Here is a 19,315-nt window from a genome sequence, read left to right on the forward strand (position 1 = left end):
GACATCAAAGTTGGAGGCATTATCCGAATCGGCGGCATTGACGGCAATTACTGGATGGTCGCAGGCGCTGTAAGCTAATTACAGAAACGGCGACTTGACTACAAACTGGAAATCGGCGGGGCAACGCTTCCCCTTCCGAAGAGGCGCCTGGCCCGCTAGAGTGGAGCGCCTAATGGCGGCGTTCCACGCGCCTTCACCCATTCCGCTTCCCGGTTGCCATCAAGACGACACCATGCCGCATTTTTCACCGCTCGACCCGCCTCGCCCACAAGGAGTGCGCGATACGCTCTATTGGCAGGCCCCGCAAGGCAGCGCCTCAACGCTTGCCCTGGCGCGGCTGGCCGATGATGCGCCCTTGATGATCATCACCGCCGACACCGCCAGCGCCCAGCGCTTGGAAGACGACCTGCGCTTCTTCGCCAAGGTGCCGGTGATGCCCTTCCCCGATTGGGAGACCCTGCCCTACGACAGCTTCTCTCCCCATCAGGACATCGTCTCGTCACGCCTTCGCACACTCAGGAGCCTGCAGCAGGCCAGCGAAGGCATCGTGATCGTGCCGATCAATACCCTGATGCAGCGCCTGCCGCCCACCGGCTACATCGCCGGCCAGGTGCTAACGCTCGAGGTCGGCATGACAATCGACCGCGAGAAGTTTCGGGACACCCTTTCCAGGGCCGGCTATCGCGCGGTAGAAACCGTCTATGAGCCTGGCGAGTATGCCCTGCGCGGCGCACTGATCGATTTATTCCCGATGGGCAGCGATGCGCCGCTGCGTCTGGATCTGTTCGACAATGAACTCGACACCCTGCGCCACTTCGACCCGGACACCCAGCGTAGCGAAGACAAGGTCGAATCCGTCGAGCTGCTGCCGGCCCACGAGTACCCGCTGACCCGCTCGGCCATTGCCTGTTTCCGCGAAGGCTTCGAGACGCTGTTCGACGTCGACCCGCGTCAGTGCCCGCTGTATAACGATGCCCTCAAGGCGATCCCCTCCCCCGGCTTGGAACAGTACCTGCCGCTGTTCTTCGAGGAGACCGCCACCCTCTTCGATCATATGGTAGAGGGCGCGCGGTTGGCCCTGCTGCCCGATGTCTTCGAGGCCGCCGAGCATCACTGGGCGTCGATCGAAAGCCGCTACGAGAATCTGGGGGTCGACCCCACGCGCCCGCTACTGCCGCCGCACAAGGCCTTCGTGCAGGTGCCCGAGGTCTTCGCCGCCATCAAGCAGTCGCCTCGCGTGCAGCTGGTCAACGCAGAACACCCGCACGCATGGCTCAGCAACACCTCGCCGGCGCCTTCGGTGGCCGTCAATGCGCGCGCCCAGCAGCCGCTGGCCGCCCTGTCGCGCTACCTGAAAGCCAATGCGCAAACGCGGCTGCTATTCGTTGCCGAGTCCCGCGGCCGTCGCGAGGCGCTGGAAGAGACCCTCGCCCCGCTAGGGCTTCAGCTGCCCCATGTCGACGGCTGGGAAGACTTCCTGGCCAGCGACCATCACCTAGCCATCACCGAAGGCGCCCTGGATGCGGGCCTCGCCATCGATGAGCCGGGGATTGCGGTCATCACCGAGACCGAGCTCTACGGCGAGGTGGTACGCCAGAGTCGTCGCCGCGAAAAGGCCACCGACGACAGCGAGCTGGCCATCCGCCATCTCTCTGAACTGCACCCGGGCTCGCCGGTGGTTCACCACGCGCATGGGGTCGGTCGCTACCTGGGCCTGGAGACGATCGAGGCCGGTGGCCAGGCCGCCGAGTTCGTGGCGCTCGAATACGCCGATGGCGCCCGCCTCTATGTGCCGGTCGACAGTCTGCACCTGATCTCACGCTACGCAGGCGCCAGCGATGAACTGGCCCCGCTGCACAAGCTGGGCTCCGATCAGTGGGAAAAGGCCAGAAAGAAAGCCGCCGAAAAGGTTCGCGACACCGCGGCGGAACTGCTCGACGTCTATGCGCGTCGTGAGGCGCGGGAAGGCTTCGCCTGCGACCTGCCGGAAGCCGAGTATGCCCGCTTTGCCGCCAGCTTCCCGTTCGAGGAAACTCCGGATCAGCGCGCCGCCATCGAGGCGGTGATCGGCGATATGACCGCCCCGCGCCCCATGGATCGGGTAGTCTGCGGCGACGTCGGCTTCGGCAAGACCGAAGTCGCCATGCGCGCCGCCTTCCTGGCCGTCAATGCGGGGCGCCAGGTGGTGGTCCTGGTGCCCACTACCCTGCTCGCCCAGCAGCACTACGATAACTTCCGCGACCGCTTCGCCGACACCGCAGTGCAGATCGAACTGATCTCTCGCTTTACCGGCGGCAAGAGCCAGGACAAGACCCTGGAGCGCATTCAGGAAGGACGCGCCGATATCGTGATCGGAACGCACAAGCTGCTGTCCAAGAGCATGAAGCTGCCTAAGATGGGCCTGCTGGTGATCGACGAGGAGCATCGCTTCGGGGTCTCCCAGAAGGAGCGCCTCAAGAGCCTGCGCGCGGAGGTCGACATCCTGACGCTCACCGCCACGCCGATCCCGAGGACACTCAATATGGCCATGAGCGGAATGCGCGATCTATCGATCATCGCCACACCGCCGGCCAAGCGCCTGTCGGTGAAGACCTTCGTCCAGCAGCGCAACGAGCCGGTGATCAAGGAAGCCATCCTGCGCGAGACCCTGCGTGGCGGTCAGGTCTATGTGCTGCACAACGAGGTCAAGACCATCGAGACCACCGCAGAACAGGTCCGCGAACTGGTGCCCGAGGCGCGGGTTGGCGTCGCCCACGGCCAGCTGCCCGAACGCAGCCTCGAGCGGGTGATGTCGGATTTCTACCACAAGCGCTTCAACGTGCTGGTGTGCTCGACGATCATCGAGACCGGTATCGACGTCCCCAGCGCCAACACCATCGTCATCGAACGGGCCGACAAGTTCGGCCTGGCGCAGCTGCATCAGCTACGCGGCCGCGTCGGGCGCAGCCATCACCAGGCCTATGCCTACCTGCTGACCCCGCCGCCGCGTAATATGACCAAGGATGCCATCAAGCGACTGGAGGCGATCAGCGAGGCAGAGGATCTTGGCGCTGGCTTTACGCTGGCCAGTCATGACATGGAGATCCGCGGTGCGGGCGAACTGCTTGGCGACGAGCAGAGCGGCCAGATCGAGACGATTGGCTACAGCCTGTACATGCAGATGCTGGACCGCGCCGTGAAGGCCATTCGCGCCGGCAAGACGCCCAATATCGAGGCGCCGCTGGACGACGGCGTGGAGATCAAGCTCAACCTGCCGGCGCTGATCCCTGATGACTACCTGCATGATGTGCAGCAGCGCCTGGTGATGTATAAACGCATCGCCAGCGCCGAAAGCGCCGCCGAGCTCAAGGAGCTTCAGGTAGAGCTGATCGATCGCTTCGGCTTGCTGCCGGCACCGCTCAAGACCCTACTGCGCCAGACGCGGTTACGTCATCGCGCAGAGCAGCTCGGCATCACCCGGCTCGAAGCCGGCGAACAACGTGGGCGGGTCGTCTTTGGCTCAGGTACCGCGGTCGACCCGATGACCCTGGTCACGCTGATCCAGAAGGATCCCGTCCACTACCGCCTCGACGGCGCCGACACCCTGCGCTTCGAGGCCGACATGGCCAATGAGGAGGCACGCTTCCAAGCGGTGGAAGGCCTGCTCGAACGACTCAACCGCAAGACTGAGGCGGCCTAGGCACTCCTGCCCGGCCGAAATCATGATGAGCAACGTAACGATGGCAAGATCACACCCCGCCGGCGCCGCCGGATCCGAGCGACCGGCCCGCTGGCGGCTGACCATGGCCGGTTTGCTACTGGCGCTACCGCTGACGCTGCTGGCGGTTGACGCCCAAGGCGCCAACGAGGCCGCTAGCAGCGACGACACCGCCAGCGAAACCGAATGGCCCCAGGGGCACTATCCGCTGCCTGAAGAAGGCGACATCGTCGGTGAGACCAGCACGGTTATCGCCAAGAAGTCGGACACCCTGCTCGACATCGGCCGGGAACATGGCATCGGTTATGAAGAAATGCGCCGCGCCAACCCGGACGTCAACGTCTGGTATCCCGGGGAAGGTACCGAGCTGGTCATCCCTTCACGCTTCATTTTGCCGCCCGGGCCCCGGGAAGACATCGTGGTGAATGTGGCCGAAATGCGCATCTACTTCTTCCCCAAGCCCAAGGACGGCGAAACGCCTCATGTGGAAACCTATCCGGTTAGCGTGGGGCGCATGGATTGGAAGACCCCGCTGGGGACCACCTCGATTACCCAGATGATCAAGAACCCGGCCTGGTATCCGCCGCAGTCGATCATCAAGGAGCATGCCGAGGACGGCCGCGGTCACCTGCCAAACGTGGTACCTCCTGGCCCTGATAACCCGCTGGGCTCGCGCAAGATGCGCCTCAATATCCCGGGCTATCTGATTCACGGCACTAACCGGCCGGACGGCATTGGCATGCGCGTCACCCATGGCTGCATTCGCATGCTGCCGGAAGACGTCGAGGCGCTATTCGACAAGGTCAACGTCGGCACCAAGGTCCGCCTGATCAATGAGCCCTTCAAGCTGGGCTGGTCCAATGGCACCCTTTACGTTCAGGCCTACCCGTACCTGGATGAAGACGATGGCACCACTGTCGAGCGCATCACCAATGCGCTGGCCCAGGTAGACGAGGCCGTGGAAGGGCTCGACTATCTTGTGGACTATGCCCGCCTGCGCGATGTGGTCGAAGTGCCCGGCGGCCTGCCGGTGGCGCTGGAGTACTCGGCACCTCCCGAGCATGAGCGTCAGCGCAAGACGCTCTACGACCGCCTGGAGCTGATTGCAGCCGAGACGAGCGTGGATGTGCAAGCGGCACAGGCTCTGCTCGAGCAGAGTTAATGCTACCGGGCAAGGCCGCCGAATGACGGCCTTGCCCCAAAGACGTATCAGACAAGACGTGAGGCCTCGCCTGGTGCGAGGCCTTTTTTATGCGTCGATACCGCGTCAGCTCCCCTCGCGTTTGGGGTGAGCGCCTGTCTGGCGCCCATAAACGACAAAGGCCCTGCCAAATGGCAGGGCCTTTGCGTAGCGAACGGAGCCGCCTAAGCGGCTCCATTCAGCAACTGCTTACTTGCGCATGTTGCGTTCGAACATGCGGTCCATAGCCTGACGGTTTTCCTGGGCCATTTGCATGGCAGCCTGGGCGTCGCGCTGGGCTTGGTTAGCAGTGTTCAGTGCACGGTTAGCAGTGCTGTTGGCCTGAGCGGCGTCCGCCTTGGCTTCCTGCGCAGTCGTACGTACTTCTTCCAGAGCACCGGTAGAGGCACAACCAGCCAGCACGGCCAGAGAGGCAGCAGCGGCGGTCAGCTTCAGGGTGTTAGTGATGGACTTCGACATGGTGTTCTCCTTGAGGGTCTTCCTTGGTTCGATCGGGCATACCTGAGGTGACCCAGGCCCCTGATCGATTCTGTTTCGATGCAGGGTTCTGCCGCGACAGGTCGACTTTGGCAAGCCAGAGCCGTTAGGTCAATCGCTATCTCATTATAGACACAACTTGTTGTCTATACAGAAGAAGAGCGACGTCCGACATGAAGATTAGCGGATCACTACGCGCGTGCCAATCGTCACCATGTCGGCAAGCTGATCAATTTGCGCATTGGTGACCGCCACACAGCCCTGAGTCCAGTTGAAACGACGATGAATCTCGGGATCCGCCTCGCCAAGACCATGGATTCCGATATAACCGCCCAGCACCGTATCCTGCGGGGGCTCACCCGTTCGGCGAAGATCGCTCATGAAGTCACCATATTCACGCGCCGACATCATACCGGCTTCCCATGCTTCACGGGCATGCGCTGCGGTGGGAAAGTCAATGCCCAGGAAAATGTGGAAATCACTGTCAAGCTTGACGCGGTTGATGTGGAACACGCCTAACGGGGTCGAGCTGTCCCCCTGGTGGCGGAGTCGCTTCACGCCGCCCCGCCCCACCGACACCGGAGCGAAGCTCTCGAGCATCTGCTCGCCGCGGTAGATGCGTAGACTCGACGTGGATTGGTCAATCAGAAGCCAAAGTTCATGCGGCCCAGGGTTTATGAATACTTGGCTCTGCGCGGCCCCCAAGGCAGTGCTGAGCGGCATCAGCATCAGGGCAAGGAGGAAAATCAATCGGGGCATAGGGTAGCTCGTGATACGGATGGCTGAAGAACCGGAATCAGAGCGTTCTACCGGATTCCACCGCCAATGACAATGCCGACCGCTGGGTGTGCATGAAATCGTCACACCAGCGCTCGTAATCGCCAATAGCCAGTGCCGGTGAATACAGAAATCCCTGAGCCTGATCGCACCCCAGCTGCACAAGAATATCGTGCTGTCCGCGCGTTTCCACGCCTTCGGCCGTCACCATCAACCCCAGGGCATGGCCCATATCGATCATGCAGCCCAAGAGCTTGCGCGCATGGGCGTCGGTCTCTAGGTCCATGACAAACACACGGTCGAGCTTGATACCGCTCAATGGCAGGTGGCGCAGATACTGGAAGGAAGAAAAGCCGGTGCCGAAGTCATCGATACTAACGCCCAGGCCTAGGTCACGGATGGCACGGAGCGCCTTGCTGCCATCCTTGATATCGGCCATCAGGGCGCTCTCGGTGATCTCAACCTCCAGCCGCCAGGCAGGCACCGCTTCCTGCGCGATCAACGCCCTCAGCATTTCGATAAAGTCGTTATCGAGCAGGTTTCGCGCCGATACATTGATGCTGACGCCGCCAGGCACCTGAGCCGCCATCTTCAGGGCCTGCTCGGCGACAAAGCGCGTGACCGGCGTGATCAAGGTGGTTTTCTCGACCTTGGGCATGAAGTGACCGGGATAGATCAGCTGCCCATCCTGCTGCCGCCAGCGAATCAGCCCCTCGCAGCCGCAGACGCTATTGTCAGCCAGAGATATCTTGGGCTGAAAGTGAAGTTCGAACTGATGGTTTTCCAGGCCGTGGCGTACCTGGGAGATCAGCCATATCGCCTGCTTGGTGCGCCTGCGATAGGCTGGCACATAGGCGCTGCAGCTACGCTGCTGGCTGGAGGCCTCGAACATGGCCACCCGTGCTTCATGGATCAGCTGCCGCGCATCCTGGGTGTCGGGCGTCGACAGCGTATAGCCGAGTATTAACTGCGCCCGCATTGGCATCTGCTGAATCACCAGGTTTTCTTCGCCCGCCACCAACACGTCGTGCGCTATCCGCTCGAGTATCTGGTGGTCGGCACTGTCGAGCAGCACCATCAACTCAGGACCGTTGAACCGATAGATACAGCTGTGGCCATCGACCACACGATCCAGGCGCTGGCTGATGGCCGACACCAGCTCATCGGACGCATCGGCACCCAACGTCTCCAGCAGTTCGACGATGTCGGTGATCCTCACCACCATCAACCCTAGAGCCTGGCCCGAGCTTTTTTGCAGCCCTTTGCTCAAGTCCTCTTCAAGGGCTAGATAATTGGGCAACCCAGAGCGCAAGTCGATGTAAGACGCTTGTAGAGAATCCCTCTTGGCCGCGTGCAGGCGCTCAAACAAACCACCCGCCACTGCACCCAACAAGGAGTAGAGCCCCAGGCGAACCAGCCAGTTCGCGGGCGTCTGAAGTTCGCCAGTGGCGACATTCAATGGCATCAACGCCATCAGCAGGCCGACTAAACAGGCACTCAACAGGGCGCCTGCGAGCCGATACCAGGCAGCGGCCAGGATCACCGGGACCAGCATTAGATACGGATACGCGTAGGCCGTGCCCCCCGTGAAATAGACAACCAGCCACCCCAAGACCATCAATACCGCCAAGACAATCAGCCGCGAAGCATGCTGTGCCGTTGCCGACAACTTGAGCCATTGCTTATGGATATTGGCTGGACGAATCGCCTGATGGGGCAGTAATGATTGAGACATTCCTTGTCGCTCTTTTGGCCCGGAACAGCCCCCACCAGGCGACGACTGGCCACCGAAGATGAAAGGGTAATACTGGGTATCGACCGTTCCTTAGCTGAACTTGAATCGCGGGACGTCGCAACGCCAGCACGGTCGAACTGGTGGTCGTGCCGAAAGCACTCAGAGTATAGGCTATGGAGGGTTAGACTATGGAGGGGATAGACTATGGAATGTGCCGAGCACCTGGCTCGAAGATGAAATGGAGCTCACCTTGCTGGATGCATTGCTTGATCCTGGACACCTAATGGTGGTGTTGGCGACCCTGCTGACCGTCGTGTTGTGCGTGCTGCTGCACTACGAAGTCTCGATGGCACTGAGTCGTCGGATGGAGCGCTCCACCCGCTCGCAGCGCCAGCGCTTCCTGACGCTGATCTTCGGCCTTCTATTGGCACACATTGCCGAGATCTGGGCGTTCGCCGCCACCATGAGCCTACTGCTGGAGATCTCCAGCACCGGTGACGTCATCGGCATCACCGCCCCGGGGTTTCTGGACTTCGTCTATCTCTCAGCGACCAATTTCACCACCCTGGGCTATGGCGACATGGTCCCCACAGGCCCCATTCGTTTCGTCATGGGCACAGAGGCGCTGACCGGCTTCGTGCTGATTACCTGGTCGGCATCACTGACCTTTCTGGAAATGCAGAAGCACTGGCGCACCAACCACCCCGATTAGCGCCCGCCAGCCCATGCCCATGGCGGCAGCCTGCTAGCCCGCTCAGTTCGCTGCCGGGGAGCCCAACAGCAGATCGCTATCGATCGCCACGAAGCGCGAGGCGGCCTGAATCAGCGCATCCGCCGTCAGGGCAGGCACGCCGTAGACATCGACACGGACGCCGTGACGCGCCCGCATGCGACTGACCAGCAGATCGAAGTCGCCGTCACCGGATACCAGCACGACATGATCGACGTCGGCGGCCGCCTCGATGGCGTCGAGCGCGATACCCACGTCCCAATCGCCCTTGGCGGAGCCATCCCGGCGCTGAATGAAGGGCTTGAGCTTCACGTCGAAGCCGATGTTGCGCAGGATGCCCTGAAACTGACGCTGCCGGGCATCGCCACGGTCAACCGCATAGGCATTGGCGATCACCACTTCGCCAAGCGCGGTGAGACGCGCCCAGAAGGCGTGATAGTCGAAGTGGCGCCCGAAGGCCTGGCGAGTGGTGTAGTAGACGTTTTGCACGTCTACAAAAACGGCGACGCGAGGCGCGTCGCCTGACGATGCGGCCATTGGCGGCCCTCATTCTTCAGTGCATCGTGGCGGGGACTTCCAGCTCTTCGCTTTCTTCCTGCCATAGTTTGCTGCGAGTGATGGCATGGTCGATCATCTCGCGCGCGACTTCGAAACGGCTCTGACGCAGCAGCTCGCCGGCTTCCTCGGAAAAGTTGATGCGCAGCAGCGGCTCGCCTTCGCCCTCGGCGTGGCGCAGCACGATCTCACCGTCGTTGAGTTCGACGATTTCCAGAACAGCGGTATCGGACATTCTGGATGGACCCTCCAGCTAATGGGGCAATAAAAAACGACCACGGCGATCATCCATGGTCGTTGTCGATGGGCCTAGATTACCATCATAGGGGCCGAGACGTCATCTGAGATTCCGTCTCACCCGCTGATGCACTGAAAGCCGCTACCACTCGACGCTGGTTTCCCGCAGCCGGCCCAACTCGGCCTTGAACTCGACGACACACCCAGAGAGCTTATCGCCTAGGGGGCGATGCCCGGCCACCGCGATAGTCATCAGGTTTGCCTGCTCGCGCTGCGCGGCACCATCCACGCCGTGCAGCGCCTCGAGGCGGCCCAGCAGCCAGGCAAGCCAGCTATCCGGTTGGGCCGCAAGCTCGGCCAACTGGGTAAGCTCGGCCACGGGCCGGGCATCGCTCACCAGCAACTCCCGCCAGTCGTGGCGGGCAAGCCGGGCATGTTCGGTCAGCTCACGCAGCGCCGAATTCAAGGCCAGCTCCAGCAGGGCAAGCGCGCCCTCCTCACTGGCCATGCGGCGCGACACGGCGTGCTCGTCGTCTCCCGCCGGCACCGCCAATAGTAGCTCGGCCTGGTAAAGAAGCTGATTGGTGCGGCCACTCGGGGTCATTTACGCTTGTCCTCGACCTGCCATTTGCCCGCATCGAAGGTGGCCTTCCAGCCGGTGGCCTTGCCGTCCTCGTCGGTCATCACGAACTGCGACTTGGTCTTGCGCGAGAAGCGAATCTGGGTCGGGCGACCGTCCGGATCCTCGCTGGGCGCCTTGAGCAGGAAGTGGTACTTCTCGGGCAGCTCCTCGGCATGGGCCTTGAGTTCACGCACCAGCGGCGGACGCGTCTCGCGATTCTTGGGAAACTGGCTGGCGGCCAGGAAGAGCCCACTGGCGCCGTCGCGCAGCACATAATGGTCCTCGACCTTTTGACAGGCCAGCTCCGGCATGGGGATTGGGTCCATCTTGGGCGGCGCCACTTCACCGCTCTTGAGCAGCTTGCGGGTGTTCTTGCAGTCGTCGTTGGTGCAGCCGAAGTACTTGCCGAATCGGCCGCTCTTGAGCTGCATCTCGGCGCCGCACTTGTCGCACTCGATGACCGGGCCTTCGTAGCCCTTGATCTTGAAGTGGCCCTGCTCGACCTCATAGCCGCCACAATCTGGGCTGTTGCCGCAGATATGCAGCTTGCGTGTCTCGTCGATCAGGTAGCTATCCATGGCCGTGCCACAGATATCGCAGCGATGCTTGGCACGCAGCGCGTCGGTTTCGGCTTCCTCGCCGGCATCGGCGGCCACGGCCTCGTCGCCCGGAATCAGGTCGATGGTGGTCTTGCAGCGCTCCTTGGGCGGCAGGTTGTAGCCCGAGCAACCCAGGAACACACCGGTCGAGGCGGTGCGAATCTGCATCTTGCGCCCGCAGGTCGGGCAGTCGATATCGGTGGGCACCGGCTGATTGGGCCGCATGCCCTCCTCGCTCTCGGCCACCTCGAGCTCCTTGCGGAACTCGGCGTAGAAGGCGTTGAGCAGCTCGCGCCAGTTGCGCTCGCCTTCGGCGACCTCATCCAGGTTGTCTTCCATGCGCGCCGTGAAGGAGAAATCCATCAGGTCCGGGAAGGACTCGCTGAGCCGCTCGGTGACGATGTCGCCGAGCTTCTCGGCGTAGAAGCGCCGGCTCTCGAGCTTGACGTAGCCGCGATCCTGAATGGTCGAGATGATGGCGGCATAAGTCGACGGGCGGCCGATGCCCCGCTTCTCCAACTCCTTGACCAGGCTAGCCTCGGTGAAACGCGCGGGCGGCTTGGTGAAGTGCTGCTGCGGGTCGAGCTTCTCGAGGTGCATCGGCGCCCCCTCGGCTAGATCGGGAAGCGACTGATCCTCTTCCTTCTTGCCGGCGGGCTTCATGACGCGGGTATAACCGTCGAACTTGAGGACTCGCCCCTTGGCCCTGAGCTCATAGCCATCGGCTTCGACCGTCAAGGTGCTCGACAGGTATTCAGCAGGCGTCATCTGACAGGCCACGAACTGGCGCCAGATCAGCTCATAGAGGCGCTCGGCGTCACGCTCCATGCCCACCAGATCGGTCGCCTTGTAGGCCACGTTGGAGGGGCGAATGGCCTCGTGGGCTTCCTGAGCCCCTTCCTTGCTCGAATAGCGATTGGGCGACTCCGGCAGGTAACGGGCGCCAAACTCCTCTTCGATATGGCCACGCACTGCCTCGATCGCATCCTTCGACAGGTTGGTCGAGTCGGTACGCATGTAGGTGATGTAGCCCGCCTCATAGAGGCGCTGCGCCATGGTCATGGTCTTCTTCACCGAGAAGCCCAGCCGACCGCTGGCGGCCTGCTGCAGCGTCGAGGTGATGAAGGGCGCATTGGGCTTGGAGCGAGTCGGCTTGTCTTCGCGACCGGTGATGGCAAGCGAGGACTTTCTGAGCGCGGCGATGCGCTCCATGGTCTCGGCTTCGCTGGTAGGACGAAATGCCTTGCCATCCTGACGCACCAGCTCGAAGCGAATGGGCTCGCCAGCGTCTTTCGCGCCAGAGGCCATGAGGTCGGCATGCACGTCCCAGAACTCTTCGGGGACGAAGGCACGAATTTCGCGCTCGCGCTCGACGATCAGGCGAACCGCCACCGACTGGACACGACCAGCGGACAGGCCGCGAGCGACCTTGCTCCATAGAAGTGGCGAGAGCATGAAGCCCACCACCCGGTCGAGGAAACGCCGCGCCTGCTGCGCCTCGACCCGCGGGATGTTGAGCTGGCCCGGGTCCTGGAAGGCTTCCTGGATGGCGTTCTTGGTGATCTCGTTGAAGACCACCCGCTTGTAGCGCCCGGCATCACCACCGATGGTTTCCTGCAGGTGCCAGGCGATGGCTTCCCCTTCGCGGTCCAAGTCGGTGGCGAGATAGACGGCATCGGCCTTTTCGGCATGCTTCTTGAGCTCGGCGACCACCTTTTCCTTGCCGGGAAGAATTTCGTAATTCGCCTCCCAGTCATGCTCGGGATCGATACCCATCCGCCGGATCAACTGATCCCAGGCCTTGCGCTTCTTGTAGACCGCCTTCTCGTCCGGAGACATCTTGCGAGTCGCCGCCGCCTGACGGGCGCGCTCCTTGGGATCGCTGGATGCCTTACCCGAGCCGCTGGTCGGCAGGTCGCGAATATGACCCACGCTCGACTTCACGATGAAATCGTTGCCGAGATACTTGTTGATCGTCTTCGCCTTGGCCGGCGACTCGACGATGACCAGTGACTTGCCCATAGTACTCCAAAGTAGTGTCAGCCTGGGCCCTAAGCCCTGAGGCAATATCCGTATGCCGACATCTATTAGCGGCTTAAAATGCGCCTACCCTACCCCAGCGCTTGGTGCGGCGCCAGTCATCAAGCTGACACACTATCTGACCCTAGACCCCGCTCCAGGGCCTCGGCAAGGTTTCAACCGCCATTATCGAGGCCATTCGAGCTGTCATCTTTTAGAGATAGACTATACAAAACCGGTTTGGACAGCCTGGCGATGCCGACCTGCCCACCAGGCTTTTCAGCCAGCCGGGAGCGTGGTGTACTATGATGTAGTAAAATCACTACATGGCAGTTTGCCACTCGTATCCAGCCCCGCTTCACGGTCGCCACTGAGCACTGTAAGCCAAGCTAACTCGTCAGGAGAGACGCATGTCGAATGCCCTTAACGGCCCCATCCGCCGCACCAAGATCGTCGCCACGCTGGGCCCTGCCAGCGACCGCGAGGGCGTGCTCGAGGAGATGATCGCTGCCGGTGTCGACGTCGTACGACTGAACTTCTCCCACGGTTCGGCCGATGATCATCGCCAGCGCCTGGGCCGTGTCCGCGAGATCGCCAACCGACTCGGCAAGAGCGTTGCCGCCCTTGGCGACCTGCAAGGCCCGAAGATCCGCATCGCCCGCTTTGCCGACGGCGCCGTCAACCTGGAAGAAGGCCAGCCCTTCGTGCTGGACGTCTCCATGGACAGCAACGCAGGCAATGCCGAGCGCGTGGGCTGCGACTACAAGTCGCTTGCCGAGGACGTGGCCGCCGGCGACATGCTGCTGCTCGACGATGGCCGCCTGGTACTCGAAGTGGAAAAAGTCAGCGCCCCCGAGGTGCACACCAAGGTGGTCGTGGGCGGCAAGCTCTCGAACAACAAGGGCATCAACAAGCAAGGAGGCGGTCTTTCTGCCGCTGCCCTGACCGACAAGGACAAGGCCGACCTCAAGACCGCCATCGATATCGGCGTAGATTATCTGGCAGTCTCCTTCCCGCGCTCTGCCGCCGATATGCTGGAGGCCCGCGAGCTGCTGGGCGAGGCCGGCAAGGAAATCGGCCTGGTCGCCAAGGTAGAGCGCGCCGAAGCCGTTGCCGATGACGAAACCCTGGACGGCATCATCCTGGCCTCCGAAGCCGTCATGGTGGCCCGTGGCGACCTGGGCGTCGAGATCGGCGATGCGCAGCTGATCGGCGTACAGAAGCGCATGATCAAGCGCGCGCGCAGCCTCAACCGCGCCGTGATCACCGCCACCCAGATGATGGAGTCGATGATCGCCGCCCCGCTGCCGACCCGCGCCGAAGTCTTCGACGTGGCCAACGCCGTGCTCGACGGCACCGATGCGGTGATGCTCTCGGCAGAAACCGCCGCCGGCGACTACCCGGTCGAGACCATCGAAGCGATGAACCGCCTGTGCCTCGGCGCAGAGCGCGAACGCAGCGCCCAGGAGTCCGGACACCGCATCCACGAAGGCTTCAGCAAGACCGACGAGACCGTGGCCCTGTCGGCAATGTATGCCGCCAACCACCTCAAGGGCGTCGCCGCTATCGCCTGCATGACCGCCACCGGCTATACCCCGCTGATCGCGTCGCGCATCCGTTCGGGGCTGCCGATCATCGGCTTTGCGCACAGCCCCATCGCCCAGCGCCGAATGGCCCTCTATCGCGGTGTGGTGTCGCTCTACTTCAATTCGGACGGTATGAGCCCCAGCGAGCTGAATACGGCGGCGATCAAGGAATTGACCGATCGCGGCATCGCCAAGAGCGGTGACTATGCCATCCTGACTCGCGGCGAACATATGAACGCTCACGGTGGCACCAACACCATGCAGATCCTGGAAGTCCAGTAACCGCCGACACTCGTCTATAGCCCCACAAGAGCGACCGGCCGGAACGGTAACTGAACGGTCAAGAGAGCGATCAAGAGAACGGCCAAGAAAGCATGGCCAACAGAGGAAAGGCACCCATGAGCGAGCAACGCCCTGGACAGCAGACGACCCGCACACTGCCGCGACGCAAGCGTATCGCCCTGATCGCCCACGACGGCAAGAAGGATGAGCTGCTCGTCTGGGCGCGGCGCTGGCAGGACACCCTGGCTGACCACCAACTGGTGGGCACAGGCACCACCGCCAAGAGGGTGTCGAAAGAGCTGGGGCTCGAGGTCGAAGGCCTGATGAGCGGCCCGCTGGGGGGCGACCAACAGATCGGCGCCCGCATCACCGAACAGGGCCTGGATTTGCTGATCTTCTTCTGGGACCCCTTCGCGCCGATGCCCCATGACCCGGACGTCAAGGCCCTGCTTCGCTTGGCGGCACTCTGGAACATCCCGGTCGCCTGCAACGCTGCCAGTGCTGACTTTCTGATTAGCTCACCCTACGTGGGTGAAGCCTTCGACATCGGCATCCCGGATGCTGGAGGCTGGGTGTCGGCCCGAGTCGATAACTAGCCGCTCGCGTATCGCAAACGCGACCGACCAGGATCGCCACCAACGTAAAGCGCCGCCCCATGGGGCGGCGCTTTTTCTTGCCGATGCTCAAGTTGCAGCTAGGGCTTCTCTGCATCCTTGGTGGTTTTCGTGCTGGCTTTCGTAGTAGTGGTTTTCGAGGTGGTTTTCGACGCTGGCTGGTCCTGAGACGTGGCGCTAGCCTGCTGTTCGGCTTTAGCAGGCGTCGCGGCCTTGGCCTGCGGATCAGCCTTTTCGTTCTCACTCTTCTGATCGAGCGCCGCGGGCTCGCTGACAGCCGGCTTGGCGGCGCCAGGGGTAGCCTTTGCCGGGGACGGTTGCGGCGGCCGCGCTCGGTCGAAGTAGGCACGTATCGTTTCAAGGCGCTGTGCCGCCCGCTCGCCGGGTGTGCCACTGGCCATCAGCACATGCTCGATATGCGCTAGATGAGCGTCGATTTGCTCATTCGTGGCGCCTTCCAACATCGTCGGCAACGCCTCCAACGCCTTACGACGATCGAGCTTGAGAATGAAGAACTGCTCACGCACGAAGGCCTTGAAGTCAGCGATCTTGAGATGCGGATGAAGCTCTTCGCGGCTTGCCCGCAAGCGCTTGAAGTTACGCTCGTCGGTGACGGGAGCGCCGCCCAGAACATAGATCATCGAGCGCATCACCGCGGCATCGGCCCCCCCCATGATCGACGCGCTCCTTAAGCTCTGCCTTGCGGCTGGCGACGAAACGCTGATGCTCGGGCTCGATGCCCGGACGCCGCCGCACCGGCTCGCCGTCCACGCCCAGCCCGACCATGGTTTGCAACCAGCGCTGACCGTAGACTTCCTGAAACACACGCTCAGTCGACTGGTCGCGCACCTGCTGATAGGCCTCCAGGGACGCCTCGACCTGATCGGACAGCGTAAATTCCATCTGCCGAAAGGGATTATCGGCACCCACCTGGTGACGATCGGCCTTGATGCGCTCAGATAGTACCGGGATCGGCACCATCAAGGGGTTGCGGTCGGAGAACAGCTTGTAGCCCAGGCGTATCGGGTGCATACGCCGAATCCAGCGCGCCGCCGACGGCGTCATCACCGCCCGCAGCCAGGGCTGGACTAGCATCTGATAGATCCCCAGGTTGATCTCGGAAACCCGCGCCACGGTCGCGAAGCGGCGCTCGTCTTCGGCATGCGGCTTGACGATGGCGTTGATGTCTTCGATGCCGCGCTTGCTGAACTCGAGCAGATAATCCCCGTCGACATGCACTGCCTCGGCGGCACCGCTCGAGGCGGTTTCCGTGACCGTGGTCTCGTAGAGCCCCGGCGGCAGCACATCGATATAGTCCATGTTGGCGGTGAACTCGGCATGCTCCTTGCGCGACACGCTGCCCGAGACGAAGATCCCCAGATGACCGGTGGTGTCATGCTGGCAATAGACGATGGTCTGGCCATTGGCAATGATATCGTCAGAATCTCCGTAAAGGTCGCTGATCCAGCCCAGCGCCTGAGGCGGAGGCGTGATGTCATCGCCCTTCGAGCAGAACACCACGATCGGCGAACGCACGTTACGAAGGTCAATACGCCGGCCATCGCGAGTGGTCAAACGTGCATTGCTCAGTCGGTTGCCGATGAAGAGGTTATCGACGATATACTGGATTTCCTCGGCCCCCAGCACCACGTGCCCACCCCACCAGCGCTCGAACTGCAGGTAGCGCTCGGCTTCGCTGTCGATGTTGGCGTACAGACGATACTGCTTGGTCCAGAGAGTGTTGGCCGGATTGAGCTTCTCGAAGTTCTGTACCAGCAGGGCGCCATCGAAGAGCCCGGCCCCCAGATCACCGGCTAGCGCCGTCGACCAACTGCCCCCGTTCATGCCGCCGGCATAGCGCATGGGCGCCTTGCCCCGCTCACCGGCCCAGTAGGAAAGCGGTGCACCGGCGATCAGGATTGGGCCAAAGCAATCGGGCTCCAGGGCGGCGGCCATCATGATCTGCCAGCCGGCCTGACAGTTGCCGACCACCATCGGCTTCTCGGTCACGTGATCATGGCGCGCGATCACTTCCCATAGAAAGGCGATCTCAGCATCCACCACGTCCTCGACCGTTTGCCCCGGCACCGGGAACGGCAAGAAACCGATGAAATAGCAGGGGTGCCCGGCGCGCAGGGCGACGCCCAGCTCGCTGTCCGGCTTGAAGCCACCGATGCCCGGGCCATGACCAGCGCGTGGGTCGACGACCACGAAGGGCCGCATATCCGGATCGATCTCGACCCCGGCCGGCGGCAGGATGCGCATCAGCTCGTAGTTCACCGGCCGCGGTAGATCGCGACCGTCCATGATCAATTCCGACTCGAACCCCAGCACATTGGGCTTGGTCTGCTCCATGTGCTCGAGATACTGGTTGCCCCGCTCACGCATGACATCCAGAAACAGCACCTGACGCTCGACGGTATCGCGCCAGTAATCCATGGCACTTCGCCCAAACCCCAGCGGATCGAAAATAGATAAAGCCGTGTTTGTCAGGGCGTTATAGGCAGCAAGCATACGGTTCTCCCGATAGTCGTTGGGATGCAGGCCGTTCAAGGCCATGCTGCGATGCAAAATAGATTAGCGCGAAAACCTGCCAGCTGTCACTGACTGCTGGCAGTTAGGCGCCAGCAACCAAGCACGCATCAGGTGCCCAGCGGCGTTGCACGCTCGCCGCCAAGGGGGCTAATGCTGTGTATGTAAAGCAATGGTGATAAGCCCTGCGCCACACGCCAATGAAATGCACCAAAAAGCCTCGCCACCTGGATCAATGCACACAAATAAAGCATCAGAAAACGGCGTAAGACTGAAAAATCATCCCAACCAATTGTTTTTATTCGCCTAAGCAAGCCGGCATAAATAGTGCATGGATCATGGCGATGCACCTAACGGGCTCACCAGCCCGTCGTGCTGGGCCATCGCCCGCCAATGCCGGCCGATTACCGCACCAAGGTGGTTCGGCCATCACCTTCCACACGCTAATTCGGGTACGCCATGACACCTTCCAGTGCCGACGTTCTCTTTCTGTTGCTGGGTGCCTGCATGGTTCTCGCCATGCACGCAGGCTTCGCCTTTCTCGAAGTGGGCACCGTTCGCAGCAAGAACCAGGTCAATGCCCTGGTCAAGATCATTACCGACTTCGCGGCCTCGACGCTCGCCTACTTCACCGTGGGCTACGCGGTGGCCTACGGGACCGGCTTCTTCGATGACGCCAGCGCGCTTGCCGTCGACAACGGCTACGAACTAGTCAAGTTCTTCTTCCTGTTGACCTTTGCCGCCGCCATTCCAGCCATCATCTCCGGCGGTATTGCCGAGCGGGCGCGTTTCTATCCGCAATTTACCGCCACGCTGCTATTGGTGGCGCTGGCCTATCCCTTTTTCGAGGGTATCGTTTGGAACGGCAACCTGGGCCTGCAGGCCTGGCTGGCCACCACCTTCGGGCATGGCTTCCATGATTTCGCCGGTTCGATGGTCGTGCATGGCTTCGGCGGCTGGGTCGCCTTGATGGCGGTGCTGCTGCTTGGCGCGCGCCGCGGCCGCTATCCGCGCAAGGGCGCCGTGGCCGCCCATCCGCCCTCCAGCATTCCCTTCCTGGCCCTCGGGGCCTGGACGCTCACGGTCGGCTGGTTCGGCTTCAATGTGATGTCCGCCCAGACCCTGGACGGCATCAGCGGCCTGGTGGCGGTCAATTCGCTGATGGCCATGGTCGGCGGCATCCTGGCGGCCATGCTGCTGGGGAAAAACGACCCGGGCTTCATCCATAATGGCCCGCTGGCCGGCCTGGTCGCGGTGTGCGCCGGCTCCGACCTGATGCATCCGCTGGGGGCGCTGGCCACCGGCGCGATCGGCGGTGGTCTCTTCGTGGTGATGTTCACCCTGACCCAGAATCGCTGGAAGATCGATGACGTGCTCGGCGTCTGGCCGCTGCATGGCGTCTGCGGGGCCTGGGGCGCCATTGCGGCGGGCATCTTCGGACAGGCCGCACTGGGCGGCATCGGCGGAGTGAGCCTGGCGGCTCAGGTGATTGGCACACTGCTGGGGGTAGGACTGGCCGTTGCCTCGGGCCTGATGATTTACGGCGGCATCAAGGCGGCGGTGGGTATACGCCTAAGCGAAGAGGATGAATTCATGGGTGCCGACCTGGCGATCCACAAGATCAGCGCCAGCCCGCGGGACTAGGCAGCGCA

The 19,315-nt window shown here is 62.2% G+C and carries 13 protein-coding genes and 1 pseudogene; 6 read left to right on the forward strand and 8 right to left on the reverse strand.

What is annotated here, in order from left to right:
- Window positions 1-232: 232 nt before the first annotated feature.
- Complete coding sequence (gene mfd / locus BLR71_RS06340) at window positions 233-3,679, forward strand: transcription-repair coupling factor (protein WP_092524459.1); 3,447 nt, start codon at window positions 233-235, stop codon at window positions 3,677-3,679.
- A 40-nt stretch (window positions 3,680-3,719) separates the two neighbouring features.
- Window positions 3,720-4,859 (forward strand): L,D-transpeptidase family protein, encoded by a 1,140-nt coding sequence (locus tag BLR71_RS06345; protein ID WP_245696359.1) that lies wholly within the window; start codon window positions 3,720-3,722, stop codon window positions 4,857-4,859.
- Between the two features lie 228 nt (window positions 4,860-5,087).
- Here the strand turns inward: BLR71_RS06345 and BLR71_RS06350 are convergent, their stop codons facing one another.
- The 3 genes from BLR71_RS06350 to BLR71_RS06360 form a co-directional block, all read right to left on the reverse strand.
- Window positions 5,088-5,357, reverse strand: a complete 270-nt coding sequence (locus BLR71_RS06350; RefSeq protein ID WP_092524239.1) for an Lpp/OprI family alanine-zipper lipoprotein — start codon at window positions 5,355-5,357, stop codon at window positions 5,088-5,090.
- A 198-nt stretch (window positions 5,358-5,555) separates the two neighbouring features.
- Complete coding sequence (locus BLR71_RS06355) at window positions 5,556-6,134, reverse strand: L,D-transpeptidase family protein (RefSeq protein WP_092524241.1); 579 nt, start codon at window positions 6,132-6,134, stop codon at window positions 5,556-5,558.
- 37 nt (window positions 6,135-6,171) lie between these two features.
- A complete protein-coding gene (locus BLR71_RS06360) occupies window positions 6,172-7,887 on the reverse strand; it encodes a putative bifunctional diguanylate cyclase/phosphodiesterase (RefSeq protein WP_092524243.1) in 1,716 nt (571 codons plus the stop codon).
- A gap of 211 nt (window positions 7,888-8,098) precedes the next feature.
- On the opposite strand from BLR71_RS06360, the gene BLR71_RS06365 reads away from it, so the two are divergent.
- The gene (locus BLR71_RS06365) at window positions 8,099-8,599 is read left to right on the forward strand and encodes a potassium channel family protein (RefSeq protein WP_245696360.1); all 501 of its coding nucleotides are present in this window, start codon (window positions 8,099-8,101) and stop codon (window positions 8,597-8,599) included.
- 42 nt (window positions 8,600-8,641) lie between these two features.
- Here BLR71_RS06365 and BLR71_RS06370 read toward each other — a convergent pair whose 3' ends face one another.
- The 4 genes from BLR71_RS06370 to topA form a co-directional block, all read right to left on the reverse strand.
- Window positions 8,642-9,154 (reverse strand): NYN domain-containing protein, encoded by a 513-nt coding sequence (locus BLR71_RS06370; RefSeq protein WP_092524245.1) that lies wholly within the window; start codon window positions 9,152-9,154, stop codon window positions 8,642-8,644.
- Between the two features lie 16 nt (window positions 9,155-9,170).
- Entirely contained in the window at window positions 9,171-9,407 is a 237-nt protein-coding gene (locus BLR71_RS06375; RefSeq protein WP_092524247.1) for a hypothetical protein, read from the reverse strand.
- A gap of 144 nt (window positions 9,408-9,551) precedes the next feature.
- Entirely contained in the window at window positions 9,552-10,013 is a 462-nt protein-coding gene (locus BLR71_RS06380; RefSeq protein WP_092524249.1) for a DUF6586 family protein, read from the reverse strand.
- Window positions 10,010-12,652, reverse strand: a complete 2,643-nt coding sequence (gene topA / locus BLR71_RS06385) for a type I DNA topoisomerase (protein ID WP_092524251.1) — start codon at window positions 12,650-12,652, stop codon at window positions 10,010-10,012. The genes BLR71_RS06380 and topA overlap by 4 nt, the downstream gene beginning before the upstream one ends.
- Before the next feature lie 407 nt (window positions 12,653-13,059).
- On the opposite strand from topA, the gene pyk reads away from it, so the two are divergent.
- Both pyk and BLR71_RS06395 read left to right on the forward strand, forming a co-directional pair.
- A complete protein-coding gene (gene pyk / locus BLR71_RS06390; RefSeq protein ID WP_092524253.1) occupies window positions 13,060-14,517 on the forward strand; it encodes a pyruvate kinase in 1,458 nt (485 codons plus the stop codon).
- 116 nt (window positions 14,518-14,633) lie between these two features.
- The gene (locus BLR71_RS06395; protein ID WP_092524255.1) at window positions 14,634-15,113 is read left to right on the forward strand and encodes a methylglyoxal synthase; all 480 of its coding nucleotides are present in this window, start codon (window positions 14,634-14,636) and stop codon (window positions 15,111-15,113) included.
- Between the two features lie 98 nt (window positions 15,114-15,211).
- On the opposite strand, the pseudogene BLR71_RS06400 reads toward BLR71_RS06395, so the two are convergent.
- Window positions 15,212-17,645 (reverse strand): annotated as a pseudogene (locus BLR71_RS06400) (DUF3141 domain-containing protein).
- Between the two features lie 477 nt (window positions 17,646-18,122).
- Between BLR71_RS06400 and BLR71_RS06405 the strand changes: the two are divergent.
- Window positions 18,123-19,307, forward strand: coding sequence for an ammonium transporter (locus BLR71_RS06405; protein WP_092524257.1), 1,185 nt, complete (start codon window positions 18,123-18,125; stop codon window positions 19,305-19,307).
- Window positions 19,308-19,315: the final 8 nt, after the last annotated feature.

The organism is Onishia taeanensis (assembly GCF_900100755.1).
Classification (GTDB): domain Bacteria; phylum Pseudomonadota; class Gammaproteobacteria; order Pseudomonadales; family Halomonadaceae; genus Onishia; species Onishia taeanensis.

Coding starts and splice junctions, on each gene's coding strand:
- BLR71_RS06370 (WP_092524245.1), bottom strand. CDS start 9,154: ATGGCCGCATCGTCAGGCGACGCGCCTCGCGTCGCCGTTTTTGTAGAC.
- pyk (WP_092524253.1), top strand. CDS start 13,060: ATGTCGAATGCCCTTAACGGCCCCATCCGCCGCACCAAGATCGTCGCC.
- BLR71_RS06375 (WP_092524247.1), bottom strand. CDS start 9,407: ATGTCCGATACCGCTGTTCTGGAAATCGTCGAACTCAACGACGGTGAG.
- topA (WP_092524251.1), bottom strand. CDS start 12,652: ATGGGCAAGTCACTGGTCATCGTCGAGTCGCCGGCCAAGGCGAAGACG.
- BLR71_RS06345 (WP_245696359.1), top strand. CDS start 3,720: ATGGCAAGATCACACCCCGCCGGCGCCGCCGGATCCGAGCGACCGGCC.
- BLR71_RS06380 (WP_092524249.1), bottom strand. CDS start 10,013: ATGACCCCGAGTGGCCGCACCAATCAGCTTCTTTACCAGGCCGAGCTA.
- BLR71_RS06360 (WP_092524243.1), bottom strand. CDS start 7,887: ATGTCTCAATCATTACTGCCCCATCAGGCGATTCGTCCAGCCAATATC.
- BLR71_RS06395 (WP_092524255.1), top strand. CDS start 14,634: ATGAGCGAGCAACGCCCTGGACAGCAGACGACCCGCACACTGCCGCGA.
- BLR71_RS06405 (WP_092524257.1), top strand. CDS start 18,123: ATGACACCTTCCAGTGCCGACGTTCTCTTTCTGTTGCTGGGTGCCTGC.
- BLR71_RS06355 (WP_092524241.1), bottom strand. CDS start 6,134: ATGCCCCGATTGATTTTCCTCCTTGCCCTGATGCTGATGCCGCTCAGC.
- BLR71_RS06350 (WP_092524239.1), bottom strand. CDS start 5,357: ATGTCGAAGTCCATCACTAACACCCTGAAGCTGACCGCCGCTGCTGCC.
- mfd (WP_092524459.1), top strand. CDS start 233: ATGCCGCATTTTTCACCGCTCGACCCGCCTCGCCCACAAGGAGTGCGC.